A 21,264-nucleotide genomic window follows, 5' to 3' on the forward strand; every position below is an offset into this window, starting at 1 on the left:
AACCGCCCGCCTGGTATTCATCTACTTTTGCTTGTATCAAATAGCAATCGAAGATGAAAACAAAAGAAAGAACAGGCAACTATAATGAGGCCTTGCAACAAAAGATCGGCTCGGGCTTTTCCGCCACCACAACTGCTGCAGATGTAATGCAGGGTATTGAACTGGCCGGGAAAACCGCTATCGTAACCGGCGGTTACGCGGGCATAGGTTTGGAAACGGTGAAAGCTTTAACCGCCGCGGGCGCCAATGTGATAGTACCGGCGCGCGATATGGATAAGGCACTAAAAAACCTGGCGGGTATAACCAACGTCACCGTCGGGCAGCTCGACCTGGCGGACCCGGCATCCATCGATGCCTTTGCCGGAGAATTTTTAGGAACGAATAGCCCGCTCCACATCCTCATTAATAATGCAGGAATAATGTGGGTGCCTCTTCAGCGCGACTCACGCGGTTATGAGTCGCAACTTGCCACCAATCATTTGGGGCACTTTCAGCTTACCGCACGGCTTTGGCCAGCATTAAAACGGGCAGAAGGCGCCCGGGTGATCAACTTATCTTCCTTCGGGCACCAGATGGCGCCGTTTGACTTTGACGACCCAAATTTTGAACGCCGCAGTTACGAGACCTTGCAAGGCTACGGCCAGTCAAAAACTGCCAATATACTGTTTACGGTAGAATTAGATCAGCGTGGTCAACATGCCTGCGTGCGTGCGTTTGCGGTACATCCCGGCGCGGTAAATGGCACCGATCTGGGACGCGTGGCCCCTATGGAGCTGTTTCAGCAAATGGGTACGCATGATGCAGATGGAAACATCTACCCGGAAGTTGCCAAAAAGCTTAAAACCGTATCGCAGGGAGCGGCTACCTCTTTATGGTGCGCTACAAGTCCGCGGCTTAACGGGATAGGCGGCGTGTATTGCGAAGATGGTGACGTGGCCGAACTTGATCTTGGCAACATAGACCATCAGTACGGCGACCCCGCAACGCTGCGCGGTGTACAGCCTTATTCGGTAGATGCGGCTAATGCCAGGCGGCTTTGGAGTTTGAGCGAAAAACTGACCGGTGTAACCTTTACTGCCGTCTGAGCGGGTATTGGGTTTCGTTTTATTAATTTTACAGAACACGCAGGTTATGGCATATCAGATAGAATACATCCATAATGACATCAAACGATCCTGTTTTGAGGATCGTTTTTTTAAAGCCGATGTCTTGTTCGAGGACCACCTGCTGGTTTGGCTCATCTCCGGTGAAACCAGGATAGTACAGGCTGATAATACGTATACGGTTGGCGCGGGAGATACCTTGCTGTTCCCGCGCCATATGCTGGCTACGGTGCTTAATTATCCAAAAGACGGGTTGCCGCACCGGTCAGTAGTTATGCATCTTACCACCACCAGGCTTAAAGAATATTATGAGAAGAACGAAGCATCGCCCGGGCATACTGTCGCTCATCAGCTTACTTTTCAGACACTGGGGCAACACCCTTTGCTGAAAAGCTGCCTGGCCTCATTGGTTCCGTATTTCGACCTGAAAGAGCAATTGCCCGACGCTATCGCGGCGCTCAAAATAGAAGAGGCGATCCATGTACTCAGGGCCATTGCACCCGGTATCGACCGGCACCTGGCTAATTTTGCCGAGCCTGGAAAGATAAACCTGGTTAATTTTATGGAGCGGAATTATATGTTCAATATGCCGATGGAGAAGTTCGGCTACTTAACGGGCCGCAGCCTTACTACCTTTAAGCGCGACTTTAAAAAGGCGTTTCAAACCACGCCGCAAAAATGGCTCACCCGCAAACGGCTTGAATTGGCACATTACCAGGTAAGGCAAAAAAACAGGAAACCTTCAGAAGTATACCTCGAAACCGGTTTTGAAAACCTTTCCCATTTCAATTATGCTTTTAAGAGGCAATTTGGGTATGCTCCCACTGAAGAAATAGGGTCGTGATAATCAAAATAAGCTACAACAGATACAGGGCGTCCTTTAATTTATCAGAACGGTGGGTAGATGCTTCCTGGTGATACCTGCCGGTTGGGTCGTACAGAAAAGTGTCGATGCCCAAACTTAAAGCCGCTTTGATCTCCGAGTCCGGGTCGTCGCCAATGATCAGCAGGTCCTGCGGCTCGTAACCATATTTCTCTATGATCCCGGCAAACACGTCCTTTTTGGTTTTCCGGCTCACATCCGGGTCCACTACGATAATTTCCCTGAAATCGTTTTCAATTCCCAGTTGCCGCACCTTGCTGTATTGTAATTTTAGATAGCCGGTTGTTACCAGGTATTTGTCGAGCGGTATTTGACGAAGGTGATTATAATCGTCAAAAGGCCGCATGGGTTCGTCATAGGTCATGTTACGCAATACCTCGGTCATTTCATTGCGAATATGCTCATCCAAACCATATTTATCAGCGATGTACTGGAGTGGGCGGCGGGTCATTTCCTCCTTGATTTTGCCGACGGTATCATCAGTATTCTGGTTTATGGTGTGCGCATTTTGGTCGAGCACAGCAAACAGGCCGTTAAACAAATTGCCGGCGATAGAGCTTACCGGGTAAATGGTATTGTCAAGATCAAATATTACAGCTTTCTTCATCAGAATACGGTTTCTTCAATAGGTATATGTTTCTGTTTAAAATTCCTGCGGAACAACACCAGGAACCCGATGGACGCGCCAAGGCACATAGCGCCCGTAACCCACCACAGGGCATAATAACCCGAATAGGTTACCACCTGGCCCCCAAGCAGGGGGGATATGATCTGTGCCACCGACCAGGCAATGGTGTACATGGCGGCATATTGCCCCCTGTTGGCGGGTGTGGTGCGCATTATCCAGAAAGAGTTCATGAAAGGCATGGCCAGCATTTCGCCCACGGTAATGAATATCAGTACGGCAAATGCCGAATAATAGGATGGCGGCAGGAAATTGAGCAATATAAAGCCTGCGCCTATAACAAGCGACCCAACACAGATATAGTTTAAAGGATGCCGTTTGTTCTCGAGATTGTGGATGATCACCATTTCGAAAATAACAATAAGCAAACCGTTTATGCCCATCAGCAGCCCGATAAAGAATTCGTTGAAATGCCATGGGCCCTTATAATAAAGTGGCTGCATGGTGAACACATGGAAAAAGCAGGTAGCGAATATAATGGCACAAACTATGAATGCCAGGTAGACGCCGTCCTGGTATGGCGATGCGGCTTTACCGGTCATGATAGACTTGCGGATCTGTTTCATAACCTTCGAGGCGGGTATCAGTTTCAGCAACAGCAGGGCCGCCAGGATATTGGTGCTGCCGTCAACCCAAAACAGCAGGTGATAGTTAATACCTGCCAAAGTACCGCCAAGCAGGCCGCCAAATGCCCAGCCAAGGTTAACGGCCAAACGGTTGAGCGAATTGGAACGCGTTAGATTTCCGCCGCTGCTGTAATAGGCCACAGCGGTTGAATTTGCCGGCCTGAATGCTTCATTGCATATGCTGAGTACAAACGATCCTGCCATCACGGATGCAAAAGACACCTGGTAACCCAACACCATGAACAGCAAACCGCCGATAAGCAGCGCCATCACCTGTACATAATAAAACCCTATCTTATCGGTTATTTTCCCGCCGATGAAGGCGCCTAAAATGGAGCCCGCCCCAAAGGCCCCCATCACCAATGTCGACTGGCTGATGGAAAAATGCAGCTCGTGGCGGCAATAGATGGTCATGAACGGAATAACCATGGTGCCGCTCCGGTTGATGAACATCACCAGGCACAGGTACCAGCTGTTTCGTGAAAGGCCGCTGTATGCTTTTTTGTATAATTGGATAGGAGAGGAAAGCATTTACCAAATTTAGCTGAAAGCAGAAAGCTTAAAGCACAAAGCCTGAAATATTTAACTTTTGACATTGAGCTTACGGTAATTTCCCCATTGCTGAGAAAAGCTTTCAGCTTTAGTCTTTTCGCTTTCAGCTTAACACAGAATTGCGGTTCCGCAGCCAATGATCAGCAATAACCAAAGCGGCCATTGCTTCGACGATAGGCACGGCGCGCGGTACTACGCAGGGGTCGTGGCGGCCTTTGCCGGAGATTTCGGCCTCATTGCCCTTGCTGTCAACCGTAGGCTGGCTTTGCATGATGGTTGCCACGGGCTTAAATGCTACCCTGAATTCGATAGGCATGCCATTGCTGATACCGCCCTGTATGCCGCCCGAAAAGTTAGTGCGGGTCATGATCTCGCCTTTGCTGTTTTTGATGAAAAGGTCGTTATGTTCTGAACCGTTCATTTCGCTGCCTTCAAACCCTGATCCGTATTCAAAGCCATGTACGGCGTTGATGCTTAGCATGGCTTTACCCAGGTCGGCATGCAACTTGTCAAAAACCGGTTCGCCAAGGCCCACCGGGCAGTTTTTGATAAAACAGGTTACCTTGCCGCCAACGGTATCGCCGCTTTTCCTGACAGCATCTATATGCGCTATCATTTCTTCGGCTGTTGCCGGGTCGGCACAACGGACAATGTTTTTTTCGCGTTCGTCAATAAACTCCTGTGCATCGCTGATCTCAATATTCGGGGCATTGATGCGTCCCACGCTGCTCACATGGGCCACAACATCAATACCTTGTGTCTTCAACAATAGTTTGGCAATCGCACCTGCCGCAACACGCGCCGCGGTCTCCCTTGCGGACGACCGCCCGCCGCCGCGATGATCGCGGATGCCATATTTGGCCTGGTACGTATAATCGGCATGTGAGGGCCGGAACACATCCACATTATGCGAATAATCTTTTGAGCGCTGGTCCTCGTTAGGTATCAGCATGGCAATTGGCGTACCGGTTGTTTTTCCGTCAAATATACCCGACAGAATTTGCACTGTATCACTTTCCTTGCGTTGCGTAGTTATCTTGGATTGACCGGGCCGGCGCTTATCCAGTTCGGACTGAATATATTCGAGGTCGACAGGCAATTGCGCCGGGCAGCCGTCGATGATGACGCCGATAGCTTCGCCATGCGATTCGCCGAAAGTTGTTATCCTGAATAATTGCCCGAATGAATTCCCTGCCATATGATTTTATGATTACACCGATGTGGTTATGATTACACCGATTGCCTGCTAAATTACTATTGTTGTACGTTATATGTGGTACGTCTTACGTTTGAAGGAGATATTACGTATTACGTAAAACGTCCAACGTATAACCTTTTATCCTTTCACCTCAAAAGAAAAACCCGCCTTCTCCAAATCCTCCCAAAACGCCGGGTACGATTTTTCAACTACCATGTAGTCTTCCACCTCGATTTCCGGCACTATCAAAGCCAGCGGGGCAAATGCCATCGCCATGCGGTGATCGTCGTAAGTGTTGATGAAGACCTTTTCCGGGATATGCTTTTGGCTGCAATCCAGCTTATAAACCTGGCCTTTTTCGATCAGCTTGACCCCGATCTTGGCCAGTTCGTTTTGCAGCGCTGCCACGCGGTCTGTTTCCTTGATCTTCAAAGTCTCCAAACCTGTGAACGTGGCATCGTGACCTAAAGCTGCACATACCACGATTACCGTTTGCGCCAGGTCCGGGCAGGCTTTCATATCGAATATCTTTCGTGCCAAAGGTTTCGGCTCTTTTTTCAGGTGCACGCCGCCATCCTTAAACTGCGAGGTGATACCAAAGTTTGCCATGATCTCGGTGATCACGCTATCGCCCTGCAAGCTGTAAGCGGTCAATCCCGGCAGAAATAGCTCAGCCTCATCAGCCAAAGCTGCAATGGCATACCAGTATGAGGCTGCGCTCCAGTCGGGTTCAACATAAAGCGTTGTTTCCTTAAAATCCTGTTTCGTGATATAGATGCTGTTTCCATCCCATTGATGCTGAATACCGGCTTGCTGCAGCATGGCCAAAGTCATTTCGACATAAGGCCTTGAAGTTAATTCACCTTCAATTTGCAAAGTCAAACCCAACGGCAGTTGCGAAGCGATCAGTAACAGCGCTGTGACATACTGGCTGCTGATATCCCCTTTAATGCTGATGGTGTCGGTCTTCTGCTCAAAACCGCCCTTGATGCGAAGCGGAGGGAAGCCTTCATTTTCCGCATATCCAATATCAGCACCGATCTCCCGCAAAGCATTCACCAAAATACCTATCGGGCGTTGTTTCATGCGTTCGCTGCCGGTCAGTATTACCTCCTCATCCCCGCCTTTCCGGCCGGCAGGCTGCAAAGTAAAGTAAGCAGCCAGGAAACGCATGGCTGTCCCCGCGGGGCCGATGTTTACGAGTCTTAAATCTTCAGTTTTGAGTCCAGAGTCTTCATGTTGACTTGAGACTCGAGACTTCGGATTCAGGGCTTCCATCAAAGTAACAGTGTCCGCCGCATCTGAAATATTTTCCACTTTCACTTTGCCGCCGCTCAGCGCACCAATAACCAACGCCCGGTTGCATTCGCTTTTGGAACCGGTGAGCTGTATCGTACCGTTAACAGATTTGCCTTTTTTAGTAAGGATGATATTTTCCTTCATCTTTCGTGAGTATTGAGATGTGAGATTTGAGATATGAGACAAAAAATGAACGCTGTCTCATATCTCAAATCTCACATCTCATATCTGATTACGCGTGCGTCAGTTTTTCCTGTGGTTGGTTTTCCTGGCCTTTGTTCATGATCTCGGTTTGCTTGCGGATAGATTCGCTGTGGATCAGTTCCAGTAATTTTTCAGCAAACTCAGGGCTTAGGTTCAATGCTTTAGCGTAAGCAACGCGTTTGTTCAATATCTCGTCCCAGCGGTTAACCTGTAAAATGGTGATATCGTTTTCCTTTTTATAGTTACCAATCTTCTCTACAATTTTCATACGCTCGGCCATTTTCTGGAATACCACGTCATCGAGCTTGTCTATCTGCGTGCGCAGTTCTGCCAGTACGTCTTTCGCAGCACCTTGCAGCTCAGGCTTGCGTAAGGTCAAACGGTCGATGATCTCAACCAATACAGCAGGAGTAACTTGCTGTTTGGCGTCGGTCCAGGCAACGCTTGGGTCTATGTGAGATTCTATCATTAATCCCTGCATATCCAGGTCGAGCGCTTTTTGAGCAACATAGCCTAATAGTTCGCGGTTACCGCAAATATGGCTCGGGTCGCAAATGATCGGCAGGTTTGGTGCGTGTGTTTTCAGGTTGATGGCCAGGTCCCACATCGGTTCGTTGCGGAAAGCCGATTTTTCGTGCGATGAAAACCCGCGGTGTATGGCAACCAGTTTGGTGATACCTGCACCGTTGATACGCTCCAAAGCGCCTATCCATAAAGATAGATCAGGATTTACCGGGTTTTTTACCATTACCGGTACGTCAACACCTTTCAGAGCGTCGGCAATTTCCTGTACGGTGAACGGGTTCACTGTCGAACGCGCGCCTACCCAAAGGATGTCAACACCAGCTTTTAAGGCTTCTTCTACGTGTTTCGCGTTAGCAACTTCAACGGCAGTTGGCAGGCCGGTTTCTTCTTTGGCGCGTTTCAGCCATTCGAGGCCAATGCTACCGATGCCTTCAAACTCACCCGGACGGGTACGCGGTTTCCAAATACCGGCACGCAGGGCGGTTACTTTGCCGGTTTGCGCCAGCAGATGTGCCGTAGCTACTAATTGTTCTTCTGTTTCAGCACTGCAGGGACCTGCTATCAGCAGCGGCTCAGATTTCGCCTGTATCCACGATTCAAGCGGCTGTATGTTTAGTTCAAGTTTCATGTCTTTTTATTGTTGTATTGCTGGATTGTTTTATTGTTATTTTTCTTACTTCTGAATTCCGACTTCCGGACTCATTTTACTATTTTCTTAACGTTAATGTATTTCCGTGTGATCTTTTCCTGGGCGCGGAATTTCTGCTCGCGTTCGTTCTGCACAAATTCATCTTCGTGGCGCTGGTATTCGCCCAGGATATTGAAGTTGTGGGTGTATTTGAGCACCTGGCGGATGGCGGTGTCGTATTGTTTCGTGTTATCCCACTCCACATCCACATAAAAATTATATTCGTTACGCTTGCCTAAAACCGGCATCGACTGTATTTTGCTCATGTTGATGTTTTGCTCTGCGAATATTTGCAGCACTTTGGCCAGCGCGCCAACCTGGTTGCTCACCTGGAAGCATAATGAAGCTTTATCAATATCTTTCTTCTCCACGTTTTCATGATGGGTAAGTATCAGGAAACGGGTAAAGTTCTTTTTGTTCGATTCGATGCGGCGCTCCATGATGTCGAGCCCGTAAAGTTTGGCGGCCAGGGTGTTGGCTATGGCCACGGTATCTGTCAACTCTTCTTCCCTGATGCGTTTGGCGCAGGCGGCGGTATCGCTGCTTTCTACTACTTTCAGGTGCGGGTATTCATCGAAAAAATCGATGCATTGGCGTATGGCGATGGGGTGGGAGGTGACATATTTCACATCCTCGAACTTTACGCCCGGCAAAGCCAGCAGGTGCAGCTGGATGGGCAGGTACACTTCGCCCACAACCGGGAAGTTATAGCTCATCATCAGCGAGTAGTTGGGCAGTATGCTGCCGGCAATACTATTTTCAATGGCCATTACCACGTAATCGGCTTCCTTGTTCTGCAGCGCCTCGAACGTTTGTTTGAACGATGAGCATTCGATAGTTTGAATATCCTCGCCGAAATGGATAAACGCGGCTTCCTCGTGGAAAGAGGCCCTGATACCCTGTATCGCAACTCTTGGTTTTTTGTCCTTCATAAACCCTTTTATGCAAAAAGTCCCGGTTTTTGGCCGGGACTTTTCAGTTTTTTCTTATATGTTGTTTACGCATATTAGTCCCGGCTCTTACTGTTAAAGTAAAAGTAGTAACCATAAAAATATGCGCTGTTAAACTTCATTGTTTTTATTACGCTGTAAATGTACACGAAAAAAATGTTCTGTCAATAGAAAATTTTATTTTTCTGAAAAAATGAGGGTTGAACAGAATATTATTTGCTGTTTGAGGCTCACGAAGTTTTCAAAACTTTGTAAGTCTGTCTATCGGATTCAAACCCGTTGGCCGTGTCCCCAGATGCGACTACGCGGTTTCCTCTGTGCTCACAGGAAATAGGGGGTAGCTTTACCCGTTCGCCAGCCTGAATATCGCAAACAAATTATGGACCTTAAATATAGAAATGCACGTAAATTTAGCTTTGATATGCTCCCGGTATTCGTTATTTTTGCTTAAATGAGAGTGTTATTAGATATAAAAGATAGCAAGGCATCTTCGTTACTGGATGTACTCAATGGGTTGTCTTATGTAAAAGTTAAGCCTATTTCGGGCGAGAAGGCTGTACTGATGGAAGAAATAAAGGAGGCTGTTGAAAACCTTAAACTGGTTAGGGAAGGTAAGCTAAAAGGAAGACCTGCAAGGGAATTGCTGGATGAGCTATAATGTAATATCGATACAGCCATTTGACAGGCAGCTTAAACAACTAGCGAAAAAATATCCATCACTTAAAAAAGAGTATGGAGATTTGTTAGATAGCCTCGAGCAGAATCCCGTACAAGGCACTCCACTTGGTAAAAACTGCTATAAAATCCGAATTTCAATTGCTTCCAAAGGAAAGGGGAAAAGCGGAGGTGCTCGGGTGATCACCAATGTTTTGGTGAATGAGCAGACTGTTTTCCTGCTAATAATTTATGATAAGTCGGAAAAGGAGAATATTACCGCTAAAGAGCTTGAAGAATTGCTCGAACATGTTCCTCTTTAAAATTAATTGTCTAGCATTCTAACGATAATCGATTTTATCCCTTCGCCAGCCTGAATATCGTGAACAAATGATGCGCCTCGTGCAGCAGGAAAAATTCTGTCCATTCGGTAATGGTCAGGGTGCCATATTTGGGGTGGGTGCCCTGTAATAGCAGGTCGTCGTCGGTCAGGTTGGTTATCAGTTCCAGTATCTGCCTGCGGTTGCCCATCAGTTTGCGCATGAGTTCGTTCAATGGCAATTCGCGCGCTGCTATAAAATCGGGCTCGTTATCCGCGCGGTAGGCGTTAAATGCCGGCGTGCCGCCTTTCAGTATCTGGTGAACACGGGCCATAAAAACCGGCTGGTAAGTTACCATATGTGCAATATTATCTTTAATGCTCCATTTACCCGGTTCGGGCTGCCTGTTCAGTTGCTTTTCATCAAGGTGATTGACGATCTCGGACAAGGCGAGGTGCTGCGATTTAAGCCGGCAAACAAGCGAAGAATAAAGCATGGCTATAGAGATGAATAGTAGGCTAAACTTGCGTAAAGTTCCTCTTCCGTGCACACATTATCAATACGGCATTCACCTATTTTTGTCAGTAACGAGCAATTTATCTTCCCGTTCTGGTTCTTTTTGTCCTTCAGCATAATGTTGTACAGCGTTTTGTAGCACGGCCGATCTATTTCGTACGCCGGATACAAGCCGCCGATGATGTCAACGATCTCGTTCAACTCATCGTCTTTAAGCCCGGTTTTCATCACCGAAAGTTTTGACTCGCAGATCATCCCGATGGCTATTGCCTCGCCGTGTGTAAGCGGGTTGTCGTCGTTCATCAACGAATAGGTCTCTACCGCGTGACCAATGGTATGACCGAAATTAAGGCTCTTGCGGATGCCCTTTTCGTGCGGGTCCTCGATAACGACTTTATTTTTTATCGCAACCGAATGATGAACCAATTCTGCAGATGGATTTTGGAGATCGCTGAATTTCAATTTATTCCAGTACCCGGCATCAGCAATTAACCCGTGCTTCAGCATTTCGGCCAGGCCGGAAAGTATCTGCCTGGCAGGCAATGTGTTTAGGAAAGCATGCTCAATAAATACCGCTTTGGGCTGGGTAAATGTGCCGATAATGTTTTTGATATTCTCCAGGTCGATGCCGGTTTTACCGCCTACAGAAGCATCCACCTGCGAAAGCAGGGTAGTGGGCACGTGCACAAAATCGATACCACGTTTATAGGTAGAGGCTGCGAAGCCGCCCAGGTCGCTGATAACGCCGCCACCCAGGTTAATGAGCAAGCTTTGCCTGTCGGCACCAAAATCGATCAGCATTTTCCATACGCCTACGCAAAAATCGATGTTCTTGCTTTCCTCCCCGGCGTTGATCTCGATGATATCAAAATTATCCATTTTCTCCACCTGCGCCTGTATAAGGGGCAAGCAGTGTTTGCCGGTATTTTCATCGGTTAAAATGAAAAAGCGTGAATAATTACCCTGTTGGATAAAATTCACCAGTTCGGGTAGTGTATCGTTAAAATATATAGGGTAGCCTATGCTTTGTAGCGTATTCATCATTATATAGCCTTAATAGTTTGCCCGCGGAATTCGACCAGGTCGCCTTTCCTAACCTTCAGACGCTTGCGGTAATCCACTTCGCCGTTGTATCTTACTTTGCCGTCGTCAACCACAATTTGTGCCTCGCCGCCGGTTTGCACCAGGTTGGTGGCTTTCAGTAGCTGGATCATCGGTATAAAGTCGCCTTCTATTTTGAACTCGATCATGGGTGGGCAAAAATAAACTATTCAAAGGATAATGAGTTATTTGCTTTGCATTTTCTAATTTTGCGCCATGCTCAATAATGAAACTGTTGCCGGTCCCGGTAAGGGGGCCCTGTCTTTTGAAAATACCGAGATCGCATTCCGTCATTCATCCAATACCGACCTGAAACGTGCCTACTGGCTGTTCAGGATAATCAATGTTAATTTCCTCGTGAAAATTGGTCCGCCGATAACCAATTTCGCAATGAGCATAGGCCTGCCAATAAAAAGCCTGATAAAAGCAACCATATTCAAACATTTTTGCGGCGGCGAAACCATTGAAGAATGTGATAATACCATCAAAAATCTTTCGCAGGGCGGGGTAGGTACCATATTGGACTATTCGGTTGAAGGCGAAGATGATGAACAGGTATTTGATAACACCCGCGACGAGATCATTTTAACCATCAGGCGCGCTACAGGCGATAAGGCAGTGCCGATCACGGTATTTAAAGTTACCGGCGTTGCGCGTTTTGGGTTGCTCGAGAAACTGGACGCGGCCGTCGAGCTGAGCGCCGCCGAGGAGGCTGAATGGAAAAAAGTGCAGGCCCGGGTATTGGCGATATGCACCAAAGCTTATGAAACCGGTGTGCCGGTAATGATAGATGCCGAAGAAACATGGATACAGAAAACTATAGACATGCTTGCGTTAAATATGATGCGCAAGTTTAATAAGGATAAGCCTATTGTCTACAATACTTACCAGCTTTACCGCCACGATAAACTACAGTCGTTAAAGGACGATCACAATATAGCAGTAACCGAAGATTTTATTTTAGGTGCGAAACTTGTTCGCGGAGCGTATATGGAAAAAGAACGCAAACGCGCTGCCGAGATGGGTTATGAATGCCTGATCCAACCTGATAAGCAATCGGCCGACCGGGATTATGATGCAGCGGTACGTTTTTGTGTAGAGAATGTTGAAAAAGTGGCCTTCGTAGCCGGTACCCATAACGAAAACAGCTGCCGCCTGCTGGCCGATCTGCTGAACGAAAAGAACTTCGCCCATAACCATCCCCATGTTTATTTTTCTCAATTGCTGGGCATGAGCGATAACCTGAGTTTTAACCTGGCGGATGCGGGGTATAATGTTGCTAAATATGTGCCTTACGGACCGGTTAAGGCAGTGCTGCCGTATTTGTTCCGCCGTGCGCAGGAGAACACGGCTATAGCCGGGCAAATGAGCCGGGAGTTGGGGCTGATATTGAAGGAAAGAAAAAGAAGAAAACTTTAGAACCGGATCGCATCTGTATCCACCGGCGTATAGCCCAGCAAGCGGCTCATGGTTACTATCTGTCCTTTATGATGAAACTCATGCGTGATGGCCTGGGTGTAAAGCTGCAGCGGGCTCAAAGTCATGGGAAAGCCGCGATGTTTGACCATAGCGGTGAAGGGCTCTTCTAAATTGTTACGGTGCTTTTCCAGGAACTCGGCCATAATGCTATCCACTTTTTCAAATAGCATTCTTATTTCATCAAGACTTTTGACATCCGCAGTTTTATAGAACGATGTATTCCTGTTAAGCCCGAAATTATTGACCCAGCTTATATAGGTATTTACATTATGCACCAGCAGATCGACAATACTGGAGTTATTGAAAACTTCGACCTGCTTAAACAAGTCGGCAGGCGACATATCTTCGCAATAGGTAAATAAGGCATGCCTTGCGCCTTTTACCGCTTCGTATTGTGAGGTCAGCAGTTTACTCATCATAGCAGTCCTTCTCTTTTTATAAATGCCTGAACTGTATCCGGTGCCTGCATCAGGAAAGTTTGAATGCCAAGCGCTTTGGCGGGTTCAAGATTAGCTGCAATGTCGTCTATAAACAAAGTCTCTCCGGGCACCAGTCCGTTTTCGTTCAAAACCTTTTCAAAAAAAGCTGAATCGGGTTTTCTCAATCCGACAAAATGGGAGTAATAGGTCTTTTCGAACAGGTGATCATTGTTTTCAAAGCCGAATTCTTCCTTCAAATAATCCATAATATACCCGTAATGTATCGGGTTGATGTTACTCAGCAAAAAGGTGCGGTATTTTTTGTTCAATTCAGCTAAAATATCATGCGTGCCGTCATCCACGCCCAAAAGCAGGCTGTTCCAGGCGGCATCAATTTCTTCATCAGTAATTCCCTCTTTGCCCGACTTTTCCCTGATAAAATTCCTGAATTCGGCAGGAGAGATTAGCCCCTTATCAAACTGGTCGAATATGGGGTGCTGTACACCGTGACTGAAAAAAGCGTCGGGCCCGCTGATGGCGATAGATTCCCAGCCTTCCCTTAATTTTTGGAAATCGAGCAGGAAGATAACGTTGCCGTAATCGAAGATGATGTTTTTGATATTTTGCATAGGCAAATATGCTGATTAGTCGGCAAGTGCGCAATCCCGGGCACCTGGTAAAGCTTTCTACAATATTACTTCAGAATCTGTATTTAACATAGCATAAAAAAACCTCAAACAATGAACTTATTAAAGAAATATGCAGCAGCGCTGGCGACCGCCGGTATTGCAGCTATCGTTCCGTGCAACAGTTGGGCACAAAAAACCACCGGGTTTAAAGTGCTGAATGATTATAAGATCGCCAGTCCGGGCGGGTGGGATTATATTTTAGCAGATGGCGCCAACAAACGTGTTTACGTATCGCACGGAACACAGGTGAATGTTCTGAGTACCACCGGCGATTCGGTTGGCTATATACCCAAAACTGCGGGAGTGCACGGTATAGCGCTTGTGCCCGCATTGGGTAAAGGTTATACCAGTAACGGGCGCAGTAACACGATAACGGTATTTGATATGAAAACGCTGGCGACAAAGGGTGAAATAGCGTTACCGGCAAAGAACCCCGATGCCATTTTTTATGACGATTTTTCGAAAAAGATCATCACCTGCAATGGGGGAAGTCATGACCTGAGCTTTGTTGACCCGGTTACCGAAAAAGTTGTGGCCACTGTTCAATTAGGTGAAAAATTGGAGACGGCTGTTTCTGATGGAAAAGGGAAGATATTTGTTAACGGCGAAGACAATAGTGTTGTCCACGTAGTTGATGCTACCAGTTTTAAGGAAATCACGAGTTATAAAATTGATGGCGGTTCGTCGCCATCGGGCCTGGGTATCGACGTCAAAACCAATCGTTTGTTTATAGCCTGCGGCGATAGTAAAACATTGGTTGTTATGAATGCCTCGAACGGCAAAACGGTTGCCAAATTTCCGGCAGGCCGTACGGACGGTTTAGTATTTGACCCCCAATTGAAAATGATCTACGTTTCAAACGGCGAAGGCAACATAACAGTAGTTAAAGAGATCAGCGCTGACAAATACGAGTTTATCGAAAACATACCGACCGAACCCGGCGCACGCACCATCGGTATCGACCTGGTAACGCATCATTTGTATTTACCGACTGCCAAATTTGGCCCGGCTCCGGCGGCAACAACGGACAATCCACGGCCCCGCCCACGGATGGAGCCAGGCTCGTTCCATGTGATAGAGGTTGGTAAGTAATGTACTTACAATGATGGTAAAGGTTGAGGTGGTTATAAAACATAACTGCTTCAATCTTTGTAACTTCTGCACCGCCGGCAACTAAACGCAAAATTCATTTTTGAAATACCGCTGTGAATCCGTAATATTGCAGCCGAAAATTTAAGACATTTTCAGCGCCTATAGCTCAGTCGGTTAGAGTAGAAGACTCATAATCTTTTGGTCCCTGGTTCGAGCCCAGGTGGGCGCACTGAAAGCGGATAACGAGAGTTGTTCGCTTTTTTATTTGGGTGATTTTCTGCGGATGCAATTTACAAACATATAAGTCCGAAGTTTATAAACTCCGGACAGCGGGGCAGAGTTATCTAATGCCTTTTTTTCGGAGAAAAGAAACTATATAGGCAGCGACCTGACGGTGATATTCCACCAGGGCGAAATGTCCGCTGTTTAGTAAATGGATTTCCGCATGCGGTAGGTCCTGTCTATAAGCGTTTGCGCCAGGTGCTGTAAAAATCGGGTCGTTTTTACCCCAGACAATCAACGCCGGTGGCTGATGTTGCTTAAAATAACGCTGCCAAATAGGGTACTGAGATAAATTGTTGTGATAATCGTAAAACAGCACTGCCTGGATATCTGCATTACCCGGACGTTGTACATAATAAAAATCTGTCAGGTAGGCTTCGGGCGCAATACTTTCCAGGTTTGCTGCGCCTTGCGTGTACTGCACCTTAATGCCATCGAGCGAAATGATTTTATGAAGAATATCGGCTACACCTTTTTGATCGCCCGCGCGCTGCATGTTCATAATGTTACTAAAACCATTGCCTAATCCATCCGTGTAAGCGTTGGCATTCTGGATTATAAGCGCACTAATTTTGCCGGGATAAGCGGATGCTATGCGGAATCCTATTGGTCCTCCGTAGTCCTGCATGTACAGGCTAAATTTCTTTAAACCCAGGGTCTCAATAAAATCCATCATAACGGCAGCGATATGATCGAAACTGTAAACGAAGATGCCGGGGTCGGGCTGGCTGCTATTGCCAAAGCCCGGATAGTCAGGCGCAATCAAGTGATAATTGCCGGCCAGGTCGTTTATTAACCCATCATACATGTGTGAAGTTGAAGGGAATCCATGCAGCAGCAGGATTGCCGGCTTTGCCGGATCGCCCGCTTCGCGGTAAAAGATGGTTAATCCGTCCACTTTGGCGGTCCTGAACTTTAGGTCCCTGATCCCTGATTCGGAATGAGCTGTCGTTACGCCGCTGAAGCCCAGCCAGGCGTACATGAGTAAAACTAACTTTGTTTTCATAATGAATAATAATTAAGAGCGATTGCTCCAAAACAAGGCAAAAGTATAATATTGGATCGAATGCTCCAAAATTATTTTACTATTTTAAAATGGCAGGAATTTGAGCGCCGAATATATAACCTGGTCTATATCTTCAACGGGAGTGTTGCCTTTTACCATCGCACGCAGACCATTGGTGATCATCATTAAGTATTGCGCTATTTGAGTGCTGTCGGATTTAATTGCCAATTGCTTGTTGTCCCTGGCCTGGTCAGCGGCAGTACAGAAGGCTTGTTCAAGCCTTTGTTGAATGGCGGCGATTAAAGTTGAAATGGCGGCATCGTGGATACCATTATCAACCGAACTATTGAAAAAAAAACAGCCTTCATAATCACCGGTAACGGAAACTTTCTTTGCCGTGCTTTTGAACACTTTTTGTATTTTTTCTTTAAAGGGAAGTTCGGAAACAAGCAAATTTTCCAGGGCAGTGATGTATGTTCCGTTATACCTTTGAAGGCACGCGAGGTATAAGTTTGTCTTGTCTCCAAAACTATTGAACAGGCTGCCATTGCTCATGCCTGTGGCGGCAATCAAATCGCGTGACGAGGTTTCGGAAAACCCCTTTTTCCAAAACAAGTGTAGTGCTTTGTCAATTACTGTATCTTCATCAAACGTTCTGGGTCGGGCCATGGTGGTTTTGGAGTGACTGGTGCAAAATTATCAATTTTTATGTGAATTACGACAAGCCGTCACCAAGAGGTTGACACCAGGATGACCGCTAACATGAATTCAGTTCAAAAATTCAGCACGTGGCTTGCTTTCGGGGTGGAGACTTTTTGAAAACCCAAAGTTTCATAAAATTTGCCGGCAGCGGGATTATCCGTATATAGCCGGAGATGGGTAAAATGTCGTTTGGCTTCGTCAATAATAGTTCTCATTAATACAGAGGCATGGCCTTTTCGACGGTAAGCCTCCCGGACATATAAATGACGGACCCGCGCAACATTTTCATCACCGGCATAAGGGTCATGATTAAGGCCGCCGATGGCGATCGGATCTGTCACCAAAACCAGCCCCCATAATTTCTCGCCCGGTTTCGAAAATTTATTCGTTCCGCTGTTCCAGTCATCTATCGTTCGCTCTATGAAATTATACCCGTCTGCCTTCGATTCCTTCAATAAATGATGAACGAGGAAAAAGTTCTGATCAGAAAATTCTATTAGTTGGGGACTATCCGCAGGCAACATCTTCAAATTTAGGAAATAATAAATTGCGGTAAAGCGCATTTTGACTTCCGTTACGGCCACTAGTAAAATACATATCGTTCCAGCCAGTCCGAAGTTTATAAACTTCGGACAGCCCGGGTTACTTTCGAACCCCTTTTTTGCCGATTTAAACCATTAGCCGCCTCTTGATTCCTTGCAAGTTGTTTATACACTCGTTGTTTCCCGCCATGTCGGATCCTGAATTCGGCATTTGTTGGATTGCTACCAATTCGACTCATGCCCGACCCGTCTTCCCCAATGCCGTGTTCACCGCCAGTTTTGCCGGACAGCGCCTTGTTTTCATTTCCCGCTGCAGAGAAATACCGTTATTTTGCATTGTTATGAAAAACAAGAAGATAATATTTAGCGTGTCGGCTGCAGGCATTGTTATCCTGATTTGCTTGCAGTTTATCCGGCCGCAGATCCCGCTGAAACCGGTTACAGGAGATTTCGAGGCCCCTGAGCATGTCAAGGCGATCGTCAGGCGGGCTTGCTACGATTGCCATTCCAATCAGACCAACCTGCGTTGGTTCGATAAGATTTCACCTGTTTACTGGCGCGTTGCGGCTCATGTGAATGCCGGCCGGGCCGGATTAAATTTTTCCGAATGGGATAAACTTGCCCCAGGCGATCGTAAGGCAAAGCTTTGGGAAGCGGTCAATCAAATCATCGCCGGAGCCATGCCGCTTAAGGACTACGAATTCGTTCATCATGAATCGAAGATTTCTCCGCAGGACTTGGCTGTTTTAAAAGACTACATGGCAGCAATGGTCAAAAGAAAACCAGGTGACACCTCCATTATAAATGCAGCTCAAAAACAAAAAAATGTGATACCTACAGCTCAGAGCCCAATGAAGTTACCCGTATCGCTTAACGGGATCAGCTATATGCCGGAATATAAGCATTGGCAGGCCATTAGTACGACGGAACGCATGGATAACGGCACGATGCGCGTAATTTTTGGCAATGATATTGCTGTTAGTGCAATTCATTCGCATAAGATCAACCCCTGGCCTGACGGCACCATATTTGCGAAAGTGGCCTGGGATCAGTTGGAGGACAAAGCAGGGAATGTAAGCACCGGCGCATTCAAACAAATTGAATATATGATCAAAGACCACGAACGCTTTAAGTCTACCCATGGCTGGGGATTTGCCCGGTTTAAAACGCCTAGAATGGTACCCTATGGAAAAACCGTGATGTTTACCAATGAATGTATGAACTGTCACAAGCCACAGGAAGACCAAGATTTTGTATTCACCTCGCCATTAAACAATTAAAACAATGAAATTTCATATCCTACTTTTCGTGTTGGCCGCATTATCGATAACCGCGTGCAAGCAAGATAAAGCCCCTGACGAAGATATTAATTATAAGGCATCGGTGCCGTCGGCATTTGGCATTAGCAACCTGGGCCTAATAGCTTCATCCATCAATAAAAGGCAGCATACTATGGCGACTTTATATGGAAATTCGGTTTCAGTTAGCCGGTCGCGTTCAAACGGCCCAATTGCGCCGGGCGAAAAACTGGTGCTCGTGACCTGGAAACAAAAGCCGGATGAGCATTGGTTCGGTGCCAATATCCCCGCCGACGTTGAATCTGTCGAACAAATTACGACAGCAAGTGACCCCCAAACCATTCACTATTCGCGCTATATGCGTAAACAACACGGCATTGTCCGGGACACGACCGGCCAAAATGGCCGTATTAAAAGTATCTTTGCGATGCAAGCCAGCATCATGCCATGATCTACTCAAAGAAAATAACCAATGCATCAGGAAACGTTTTCAAGGTTTCCGGACCGATGATTTGGATTAGCGCATTATTTATGGGTGTTTTGGCATCTATTCCCAAGATATTGCAGTTGCATATCACCATAGGCGAACTGATGATCGATGCATCGATCGCGTTCCTGTTTACCCTGTTCACCTGGTACTTTAATTTGTATCAATTGCCGAAATATTCGGGGGCGCCGATTAACGACCGCTTTTTCAGCCGCAGGCTGGCGTTAAGCCTGCTTGTTGGCATTGGATTAATGATCGCCCTGGTACTGCTGCACCAGGTATTGGTACCCGGCTATCCCCTCGACTCCATGCTGATGATGTATGAGTTCAGAGGCATATTGATCAACTTAACCATATACGTTTTTTTATTCCTGCTTTATCAAAACTTTCATACACAACTGATCAGCATTGAACTGGAGCGTACCAAAGCGGACCATGTCAGTGCCAAATTTGAGTTGCTTAAACAGCTGGTGAATCCACACTTTCTTTTCAATAGCCTTAATACCCTAAAATCAATGGTCGACATGCAGGATGCTAATGCCTCTGAGTTTATCCTGAAGCTATCGGATTTTTATCGTTTCACGCTTGAGAATCGTGTAAATGACCTGATTACCCTTGATGAGGAATTGCAAATCCTGGAAGCTTACCTGTTTTTGCTAAAAGCGCGGTTTGAAGATGGAATAGCCATGCGTATTGATTTGCCCCTAAACAAAAAGGGGATGGCAATACCGCCGTTCACCTTACAATTACTTGTAGAGAACTGTATTAAACATAATGTAATCTCTCTGGAAATGCCGCTCCAAATAAAACTCTACACAGATGGTGAATTTATGGTCATGGAAAATAACCTGCAGCCAAAACTAAAACCCGAGCCTTCAACCGGGATGGGACTGGAGAACATCAATGAGCGTTACCTGCACCTTAACCATAGCCCGATCATTGTCGAGAGGCGTGCTGATATTTTTAGGGTTAAGCTCCCTGTCGTATCATGGAAATTCTGATCATAGAAGATGAGTTAAAAACCGCCCGGGCGCTTGCCAGGCTGATCACGGCTGCGAACGCGGAAAACCGCATCATAAAATTTATCCAAAGCGTCAGGTCGGCCGCAGACTTTCTTCGGGAAGGGAAAAAACCGGATCTTATCTTTATGGATGTTCAGCTGGCTGATGGGCTTTGTTTTGAAATATTCAATCGGGTACAAGTCGATGTCCCGGTCATCTTTTGCACCGCATTCGATGAGTATATGATGCAAGCTTTTAAAGCCAATGGCGTAGATTATGTTCTGAAACCCTTTTCAGCGGAAACAATCTCGGCGGCATTAGCGAAAGTCCGGAATCTTAAAAATTTTTTCCAGCAGGCAGGTAATACTTCGGCAAACCTATCGCAGTTGATTGAAAAGCTTCAGCCCCGGTCATTCAGAAAATACTTCCTGGTAACCAGCCGGCATAAATATCATACGATAGGCACGGATGCGGTGGCTTATTTTTATATACGTAATGAATCAACTACGCTGGTGACCCTGGATGGTCAGCAATACCAGGTCGCCCAATCCCTCGAAGAAGTTCAGCGGCAGCTGGATGAACATGATTTTTTCCGGCTCAACCGTCAATATCTTATTGCTTTCAGCGCGATCAAAGAAGTAGAACACTACTTCGCAAGGAAGTTACATATCACCTTAATAGTACCAACCGATGAAAAGTTACTGGTTGGTAAAGATAAGACGAAGATATTCTTATCCTGGCTGGGTGATCGATAGATATCTTTATGTTTGAACCAGGGATCATCTTGAGGATTCCCCGGAACTTTGACCAGGCAATTCCGTGCACTTTGGACTAACAGGTTGTGCAGGCAGTCAGGAAATTCGGGATTAACCACCAACAAATTAATAGGATCAAAGCGATGGGGAATCAGTTGTTTGCTATATCGGAACGAGCTGGTCAATGACTCCGGGACGTCCACTCCTG

General features: G+C 46.5%; 24 protein-coding genes and 1 tRNA gene. 11 read left to right on the forward strand and 14 right to left on the reverse strand.

Features of this window, described 5'->3' with window-relative positions:
• Positions 1-53 precede the first annotated feature (53 nt).
• Positions 54-1,085 carry an SDR family NAD(P)-dependent oxidoreductase gene (locus tag FRZ54_RS14540; protein WP_147032313.1) on the forward strand — a complete coding sequence of 344 codons (1,032 nt, stop codon included), beginning with the start codon at positions 54-56 and terminating at the stop codon, positions 1,083-1,085.
• Between the two features lie 46 nt (positions 1,086-1,131).
• Complete coding sequence (locus tag FRZ54_RS14545) at positions 1,132-1,947, forward strand: helix-turn-helix domain-containing protein (RefSeq protein WP_147032314.1); 816 nt, start codon at positions 1,132-1,134, stop codon at positions 1,945-1,947.
• 13 nt (positions 1,948-1,960) lie between these two features.
• Here FRZ54_RS14545 and FRZ54_RS14550 read toward each other — a convergent pair whose 3' ends face one another.
• From FRZ54_RS14550 to FRZ54_RS14575, 6 genes are all read right to left on the reverse strand, one after another.
• A complete protein-coding gene (locus tag FRZ54_RS14550; RefSeq protein WP_147032315.1) occupies positions 1,961-2,593 on the reverse strand; it encodes an HAD family hydrolase in 633 nt (210 codons plus the stop codon).
• Entirely contained in the window at positions 2,593-3,828 is a 1,236-nt protein-coding gene (locus tag FRZ54_RS14555; RefSeq protein ID WP_147032316.1) for an MFS transporter, read from the reverse strand. Before FRZ54_RS14555 ends, FRZ54_RS14550 begins: the two co-directional genes overlap by 1 nt.
• A gap of 124 nt (positions 3,829-3,952) precedes the next feature.
• A complete protein-coding gene (aroC, locus tag FRZ54_RS14560; RefSeq protein WP_147032317.1) occupies positions 3,953-5,047 on the reverse strand; it encodes a chorismate synthase in 1,095 nt (364 codons plus the stop codon).
• Between the two features lie 138 nt (positions 5,048-5,185).
• Positions 5,186-6,490: a 3-phosphoshikimate 1-carboxyvinyltransferase gene (gene aroA / locus FRZ54_RS14565; protein WP_147032318.1), complete on the reverse strand. Its 1,305-nt coding sequence runs from the start codon at positions 6,488-6,490 to the stop codon at positions 5,186-5,188.
• Between the two features lie 88 nt (positions 6,491-6,578).
• Positions 6,579-7,703, reverse strand: coding sequence for a chorismate mutase (locus FRZ54_RS14570; RefSeq protein WP_147032319.1), 1,125 nt, complete (start codon positions 7,701-7,703; stop codon positions 6,579-6,581).
• A gap of 71 nt (positions 7,704-7,774) precedes the next feature.
• Positions 7,775-8,695, reverse strand: coding sequence for a prephenate dehydratase (locus tag FRZ54_RS14575; protein ID WP_147032320.1), 921 nt, complete (start codon positions 8,693-8,695; stop codon positions 7,775-7,777).
• A gap of 469 nt (positions 8,696-9,164) precedes the next feature.
• Here FRZ54_RS14575 and FRZ54_RS14580 point away from each other — a divergent pair, with 469 nt between their 5' ends.
• Both FRZ54_RS14580 and FRZ54_RS14585 read left to right on the forward strand, forming a co-directional pair.
• Positions 9,165-9,371: a hypothetical protein gene (locus FRZ54_RS14580; protein ID WP_147032321.1), complete on the forward strand. Its 207-nt coding sequence runs from the start codon at positions 9,165-9,167 to the stop codon at positions 9,369-9,371.
• Positions 9,361-9,690, forward strand: a complete 330-nt coding sequence (locus FRZ54_RS14585) for a type II toxin-antitoxin system RelE/ParE family toxin (RefSeq protein WP_147032322.1) — start codon at positions 9,361-9,363, stop codon at positions 9,688-9,690. The genes FRZ54_RS14580 and FRZ54_RS14585 overlap by 11 nt, the downstream gene beginning before the upstream one ends.
• Positions 9,691-9,724: 34 nt before the next feature.
• Here the strand turns inward: FRZ54_RS14585 and FRZ54_RS14590 are convergent, their stop codons facing one another.
• From FRZ54_RS14590 to FRZ54_RS14600, 3 genes are read right to left on the reverse strand one after another with little or no spacing between them, the layout of a single operon-like run.
• Positions 9,725-10,183: a DinB family protein gene (locus tag FRZ54_RS14590; protein ID WP_147032323.1), complete on the reverse strand. Its 459-nt coding sequence runs from the start codon at positions 10,181-10,183 to the stop codon at positions 9,725-9,727.
• Positions 10,184-10,185: 2 nt separating this feature from the next.
• Positions 10,186-11,247, reverse strand: coding sequence for a 3-dehydroquinate synthase (gene aroB / locus FRZ54_RS14595; protein ID WP_317131584.1), 1,062 nt, complete (start codon positions 11,245-11,247; stop codon positions 10,186-10,188).
• On the reverse strand, positions 11,247-11,453 hold the full coding sequence (locus FRZ54_RS14600; RefSeq protein WP_147032324.1) for an RNA-binding S4 domain-containing protein: 207 nt from the start codon (positions 11,451-11,453) through the stop codon (positions 11,247-11,249). Before FRZ54_RS14600 ends, aroB begins: the two co-directional genes overlap by 1 nt.
• Before the next feature lie 67 nt (positions 11,454-11,520).
• Here FRZ54_RS14600 and FRZ54_RS14605 point away from each other — a divergent pair, with 67 nt between their 5' ends.
• Complete coding sequence (locus FRZ54_RS14605) at positions 11,521-12,723, forward strand: proline dehydrogenase family protein (RefSeq protein WP_147032325.1); 1,203 nt, start codon at positions 11,521-11,523, stop codon at positions 12,721-12,723.
• Here FRZ54_RS14605 and FRZ54_RS14610 read toward each other — a convergent pair.
• Both FRZ54_RS14610 and FRZ54_RS14615 read right to left on the reverse strand, forming a co-directional pair.
• Positions 12,720-13,202 carry a DinB family protein gene (locus FRZ54_RS14610; RefSeq protein ID WP_147032326.1) on the reverse strand — a complete coding sequence of 161 codons (483 nt, stop codon included), beginning with the start codon at positions 13,200-13,202 and terminating at the stop codon, positions 12,720-12,722. The genes FRZ54_RS14605 and FRZ54_RS14610 overlap by 4 nt on opposite strands.
• Positions 13,199-13,831, reverse strand: a complete 633-nt coding sequence (locus tag FRZ54_RS14615) for an HAD family hydrolase (RefSeq protein WP_147032327.1) — start codon at positions 13,829-13,831, stop codon at positions 13,199-13,201. Before FRZ54_RS14615 ends, FRZ54_RS14610 begins: the two co-directional genes overlap by 4 nt.
• Positions 13,832-13,942: 111 nt before the next feature.
• Here FRZ54_RS14615 and FRZ54_RS14620 point away from each other — a divergent pair, with 111 nt between their 5' ends.
• On the forward strand, positions 13,943-14,983 hold the full coding sequence (locus tag FRZ54_RS14620; protein ID WP_228462499.1) for a YncE family protein: 1,041 nt from the start codon (positions 13,943-13,945) through the stop codon (positions 14,981-14,983).
• Between the two features lie 155 nt (positions 14,984-15,138).
• A tRNA-Ile gene (locus FRZ54_RS14625) sits at positions 15,139-15,212 on the forward strand.
• Positions 15,213-15,323: 111 nt separating this feature from the next.
• On the opposite strand, the gene FRZ54_RS14630 is transcribed toward FRZ54_RS14625, so the two are convergent.
• From FRZ54_RS14630 to FRZ54_RS14640, 3 genes are all read right to left on the reverse strand, one after another.
• Complete coding sequence (locus tag FRZ54_RS14630) at positions 15,324-16,271, reverse strand: alpha/beta fold hydrolase (RefSeq protein ID WP_228462500.1); 948 nt, start codon at positions 16,269-16,271, stop codon at positions 15,324-15,326.
• 84 nt (positions 16,272-16,355) lie between these two features.
• On the reverse strand, positions 16,356-16,940 hold the full coding sequence (locus tag FRZ54_RS14635) for a TetR/AcrR family transcriptional regulator (protein WP_147032328.1): 585 nt from the start codon (positions 16,938-16,940) through the stop codon (positions 16,356-16,358).
• Between the two features lie 104 nt (positions 16,941-17,044).
• Positions 17,045-17,497 carry a GNAT family N-acetyltransferase gene (locus FRZ54_RS14640; protein WP_187359632.1) on the reverse strand — a complete coding sequence of 151 codons (453 nt, stop codon included), beginning with the start codon at positions 17,495-17,497 and terminating at the stop codon, positions 17,045-17,047.
• Positions 17,498-17,703: 206 nt separating this feature from the next.
• On the opposite strand from FRZ54_RS14640, the gene FRZ54_RS14645 reads away from it, so the two are divergent.
• From FRZ54_RS14645 to FRZ54_RS14660, 4 genes are read left to right on the forward strand one after another with little or no spacing between them, the layout of a single operon-like run.
• Positions 17,704-18,795, forward strand: coding sequence for a heme-binding domain-containing protein (locus FRZ54_RS14645; protein WP_228462501.1), 1,092 nt, complete (start codon positions 17,704-17,706; stop codon positions 18,793-18,795).
• A gap of 4 nt (positions 18,796-18,799) precedes the next feature.
• Positions 18,800-19,264: a hypothetical protein gene (locus tag FRZ54_RS14650; protein ID WP_147032330.1), complete on the forward strand. Its 465-nt coding sequence runs from the start codon at positions 18,800-18,802 to the stop codon at positions 19,262-19,264.
• Positions 19,261-20,301, forward strand: coding sequence for a sensor histidine kinase (locus FRZ54_RS14655; protein ID WP_147032331.1), 1,041 nt, complete (start codon positions 19,261-19,263; stop codon positions 20,299-20,301). The genes FRZ54_RS14650 and FRZ54_RS14655 overlap by 4 nt, the downstream gene beginning before the upstream one ends.
• A complete protein-coding gene (locus FRZ54_RS14660) occupies positions 20,289-21,056 on the forward strand; it encodes a LytR/AlgR family response regulator transcription factor (RefSeq protein WP_147032332.1) in 768 nt (255 codons plus the stop codon). Before FRZ54_RS14655 ends, FRZ54_RS14660 begins: the two co-directional genes overlap by 13 nt.
• Positions 21,057-21,264: the final 208 nt, after the last annotated feature.

Source organism: Mucilaginibacter ginsenosidivorans (assembly GCF_007971025.1).
Classification (GTDB): Bacteria; Bacteroidota; Bacteroidia; order Sphingobacteriales; family Sphingobacteriaceae; genus Mucilaginibacter; species Mucilaginibacter ginsenosidivorans.

What these genes read in the sequence shown, in the direction of transcription:
- FRZ54_RS14615 (WP_147032327.1), bottom strand. Translation starts at nt 13,831, where the DNA reads ATGCAAAATATCAAAAACATCATCTTCGATTACGGCAACGTTATCTTC.
- FRZ54_RS14635 (WP_147032328.1), bottom strand. Translation starts at nt 16,940, where the DNA reads ATGGCCCGACCCAGAACGTTTGATGAAGATACAGTAATTGACAAAGCA.
- FRZ54_RS14620 (WP_228462499.1), top strand. Translation starts at nt 13,943, where the DNA reads ATGAACTTATTAAAGAAATATGCAGCAGCGCTGGCGACCGCCGGTATT.
- aroC (WP_147032317.1), bottom strand. Translation starts at nt 5,047, where the DNA reads ATGGCAGGGAATTCATTCGGGCAATTATTCAGGATAACAACTTTCGGC.
- FRZ54_RS14590 (WP_147032323.1), bottom strand. Translation starts at nt 10,183, where the DNA reads ATGCTTTATTCTTCGCTTGTTTGCCGGCTTAAATCGCAGCACCTCGCC.
- FRZ54_RS14600 (WP_147032324.1), bottom strand. Translation starts at nt 11,453, where the DNA reads ATGATCGAGTTCAAAATAGAAGGCGACTTTATACCGATGATCCAGCTA.
- FRZ54_RS14575 (WP_147032320.1), bottom strand. Translation starts at nt 8,695, where the DNA reads ATGAAGGACAAAAAACCAAGAGTTGCGATACAGGGTATCAGGGCCTCT.
- FRZ54_RS14610 (WP_147032326.1), bottom strand. Translation starts at nt 13,202, where the DNA reads ATGATGAGTAAACTGCTGACCTCACAATACGAAGCGGTAAAAGGCGCA.
- FRZ54_RS14550 (WP_147032315.1), bottom strand. Translation starts at nt 2,593, where the DNA reads ATGAAGAAAGCTGTAATATTTGATCTTGACAATACCATTTACCCGGTA.
- aroA (WP_147032318.1), bottom strand. Translation starts at nt 6,490, where the DNA reads ATGAAGGAAAATATCATCCTTACTAAAAAAGGCAAATCTGTTAACGGT.
- FRZ54_RS14630 (WP_228462500.1), bottom strand. Translation starts at nt 16,271, where the DNA reads ATGAAAACAAAGTTAGTTTTACTCATGTACGCCTGGCTGGGCTTCAGC.
- FRZ54_RS14570 (WP_147032319.1), bottom strand. Translation starts at nt 7,703, where the DNA reads ATGAAACTTGAACTAAACATACAGCCGCTTGAATCGTGGATACAGGCG.
- FRZ54_RS14555 (WP_147032316.1), bottom strand. Translation starts at nt 3,828, where the DNA reads ATGCTTTCCTCTCCTATCCAATTATACAAAAAAGCATACAGCGGCCTT.
- aroB (WP_317131584.1), bottom strand. Translation starts at nt 11,247, where the DNA reads ATGATGAATACGCTACAAAGCATAGGCTACCCTATATATTTTAACGAT.
- FRZ54_RS14580 (WP_147032321.1), top strand. Translation starts at nt 9,165, where the DNA reads ATGAGAGTGTTATTAGATATAAAAGATAGCAAGGCATCTTCGTTACTG.
- FRZ54_RS14640 (WP_187359632.1), bottom strand. Translation starts at nt 17,497, where the DNA reads ATGTTGCCTGCGGATAGTCCCCAACTAATAGAATTTTCTGATCAGAAC.
- FRZ54_RS14545 (WP_147032314.1), top strand. Translation starts at nt 1,132, where the DNA reads ATGGCATATCAGATAGAATACATCCATAATGACATCAAACGATCCTGT.
- FRZ54_RS14660 (WP_147032332.1), top strand. Translation starts at nt 20,289, where the DNA reads ATGGAAATTCTGATCATAGAAGATGAGTTAAAAACCGCCCGGGCGCTT.
- FRZ54_RS14645 (WP_228462501.1), top strand. Translation starts at nt 17,704, where the DNA reads ATGTCGGATCCTGAATTCGGCATTTGTTGGATTGCTACCAATTCGACT.
- FRZ54_RS14605 (WP_147032325.1), top strand. Translation starts at nt 11,521, where the DNA reads ATGCTCAATAATGAAACTGTTGCCGGTCCCGGTAAGGGGGCCCTGTCT.
- FRZ54_RS14655 (WP_147032331.1), top strand. Translation starts at nt 19,261, where the DNA reads ATGATCTACTCAAAGAAAATAACCAATGCATCAGGAAACGTTTTCAAG.
- FRZ54_RS14585 (WP_147032322.1), top strand. Translation starts at nt 9,361, where the DNA reads ATGAGCTATAATGTAATATCGATACAGCCATTTGACAGGCAGCTTAAA.
- FRZ54_RS14540 (WP_147032313.1), top strand. Translation starts at nt 54, where the DNA reads ATGAAAACAAAAGAAAGAACAGGCAACTATAATGAGGCCTTGCAACAA.
- FRZ54_RS14650 (WP_147032330.1), top strand. Translation starts at nt 18,800, where the DNA reads ATGAAATTTCATATCCTACTTTTCGTGTTGGCCGCATTATCGATAACC.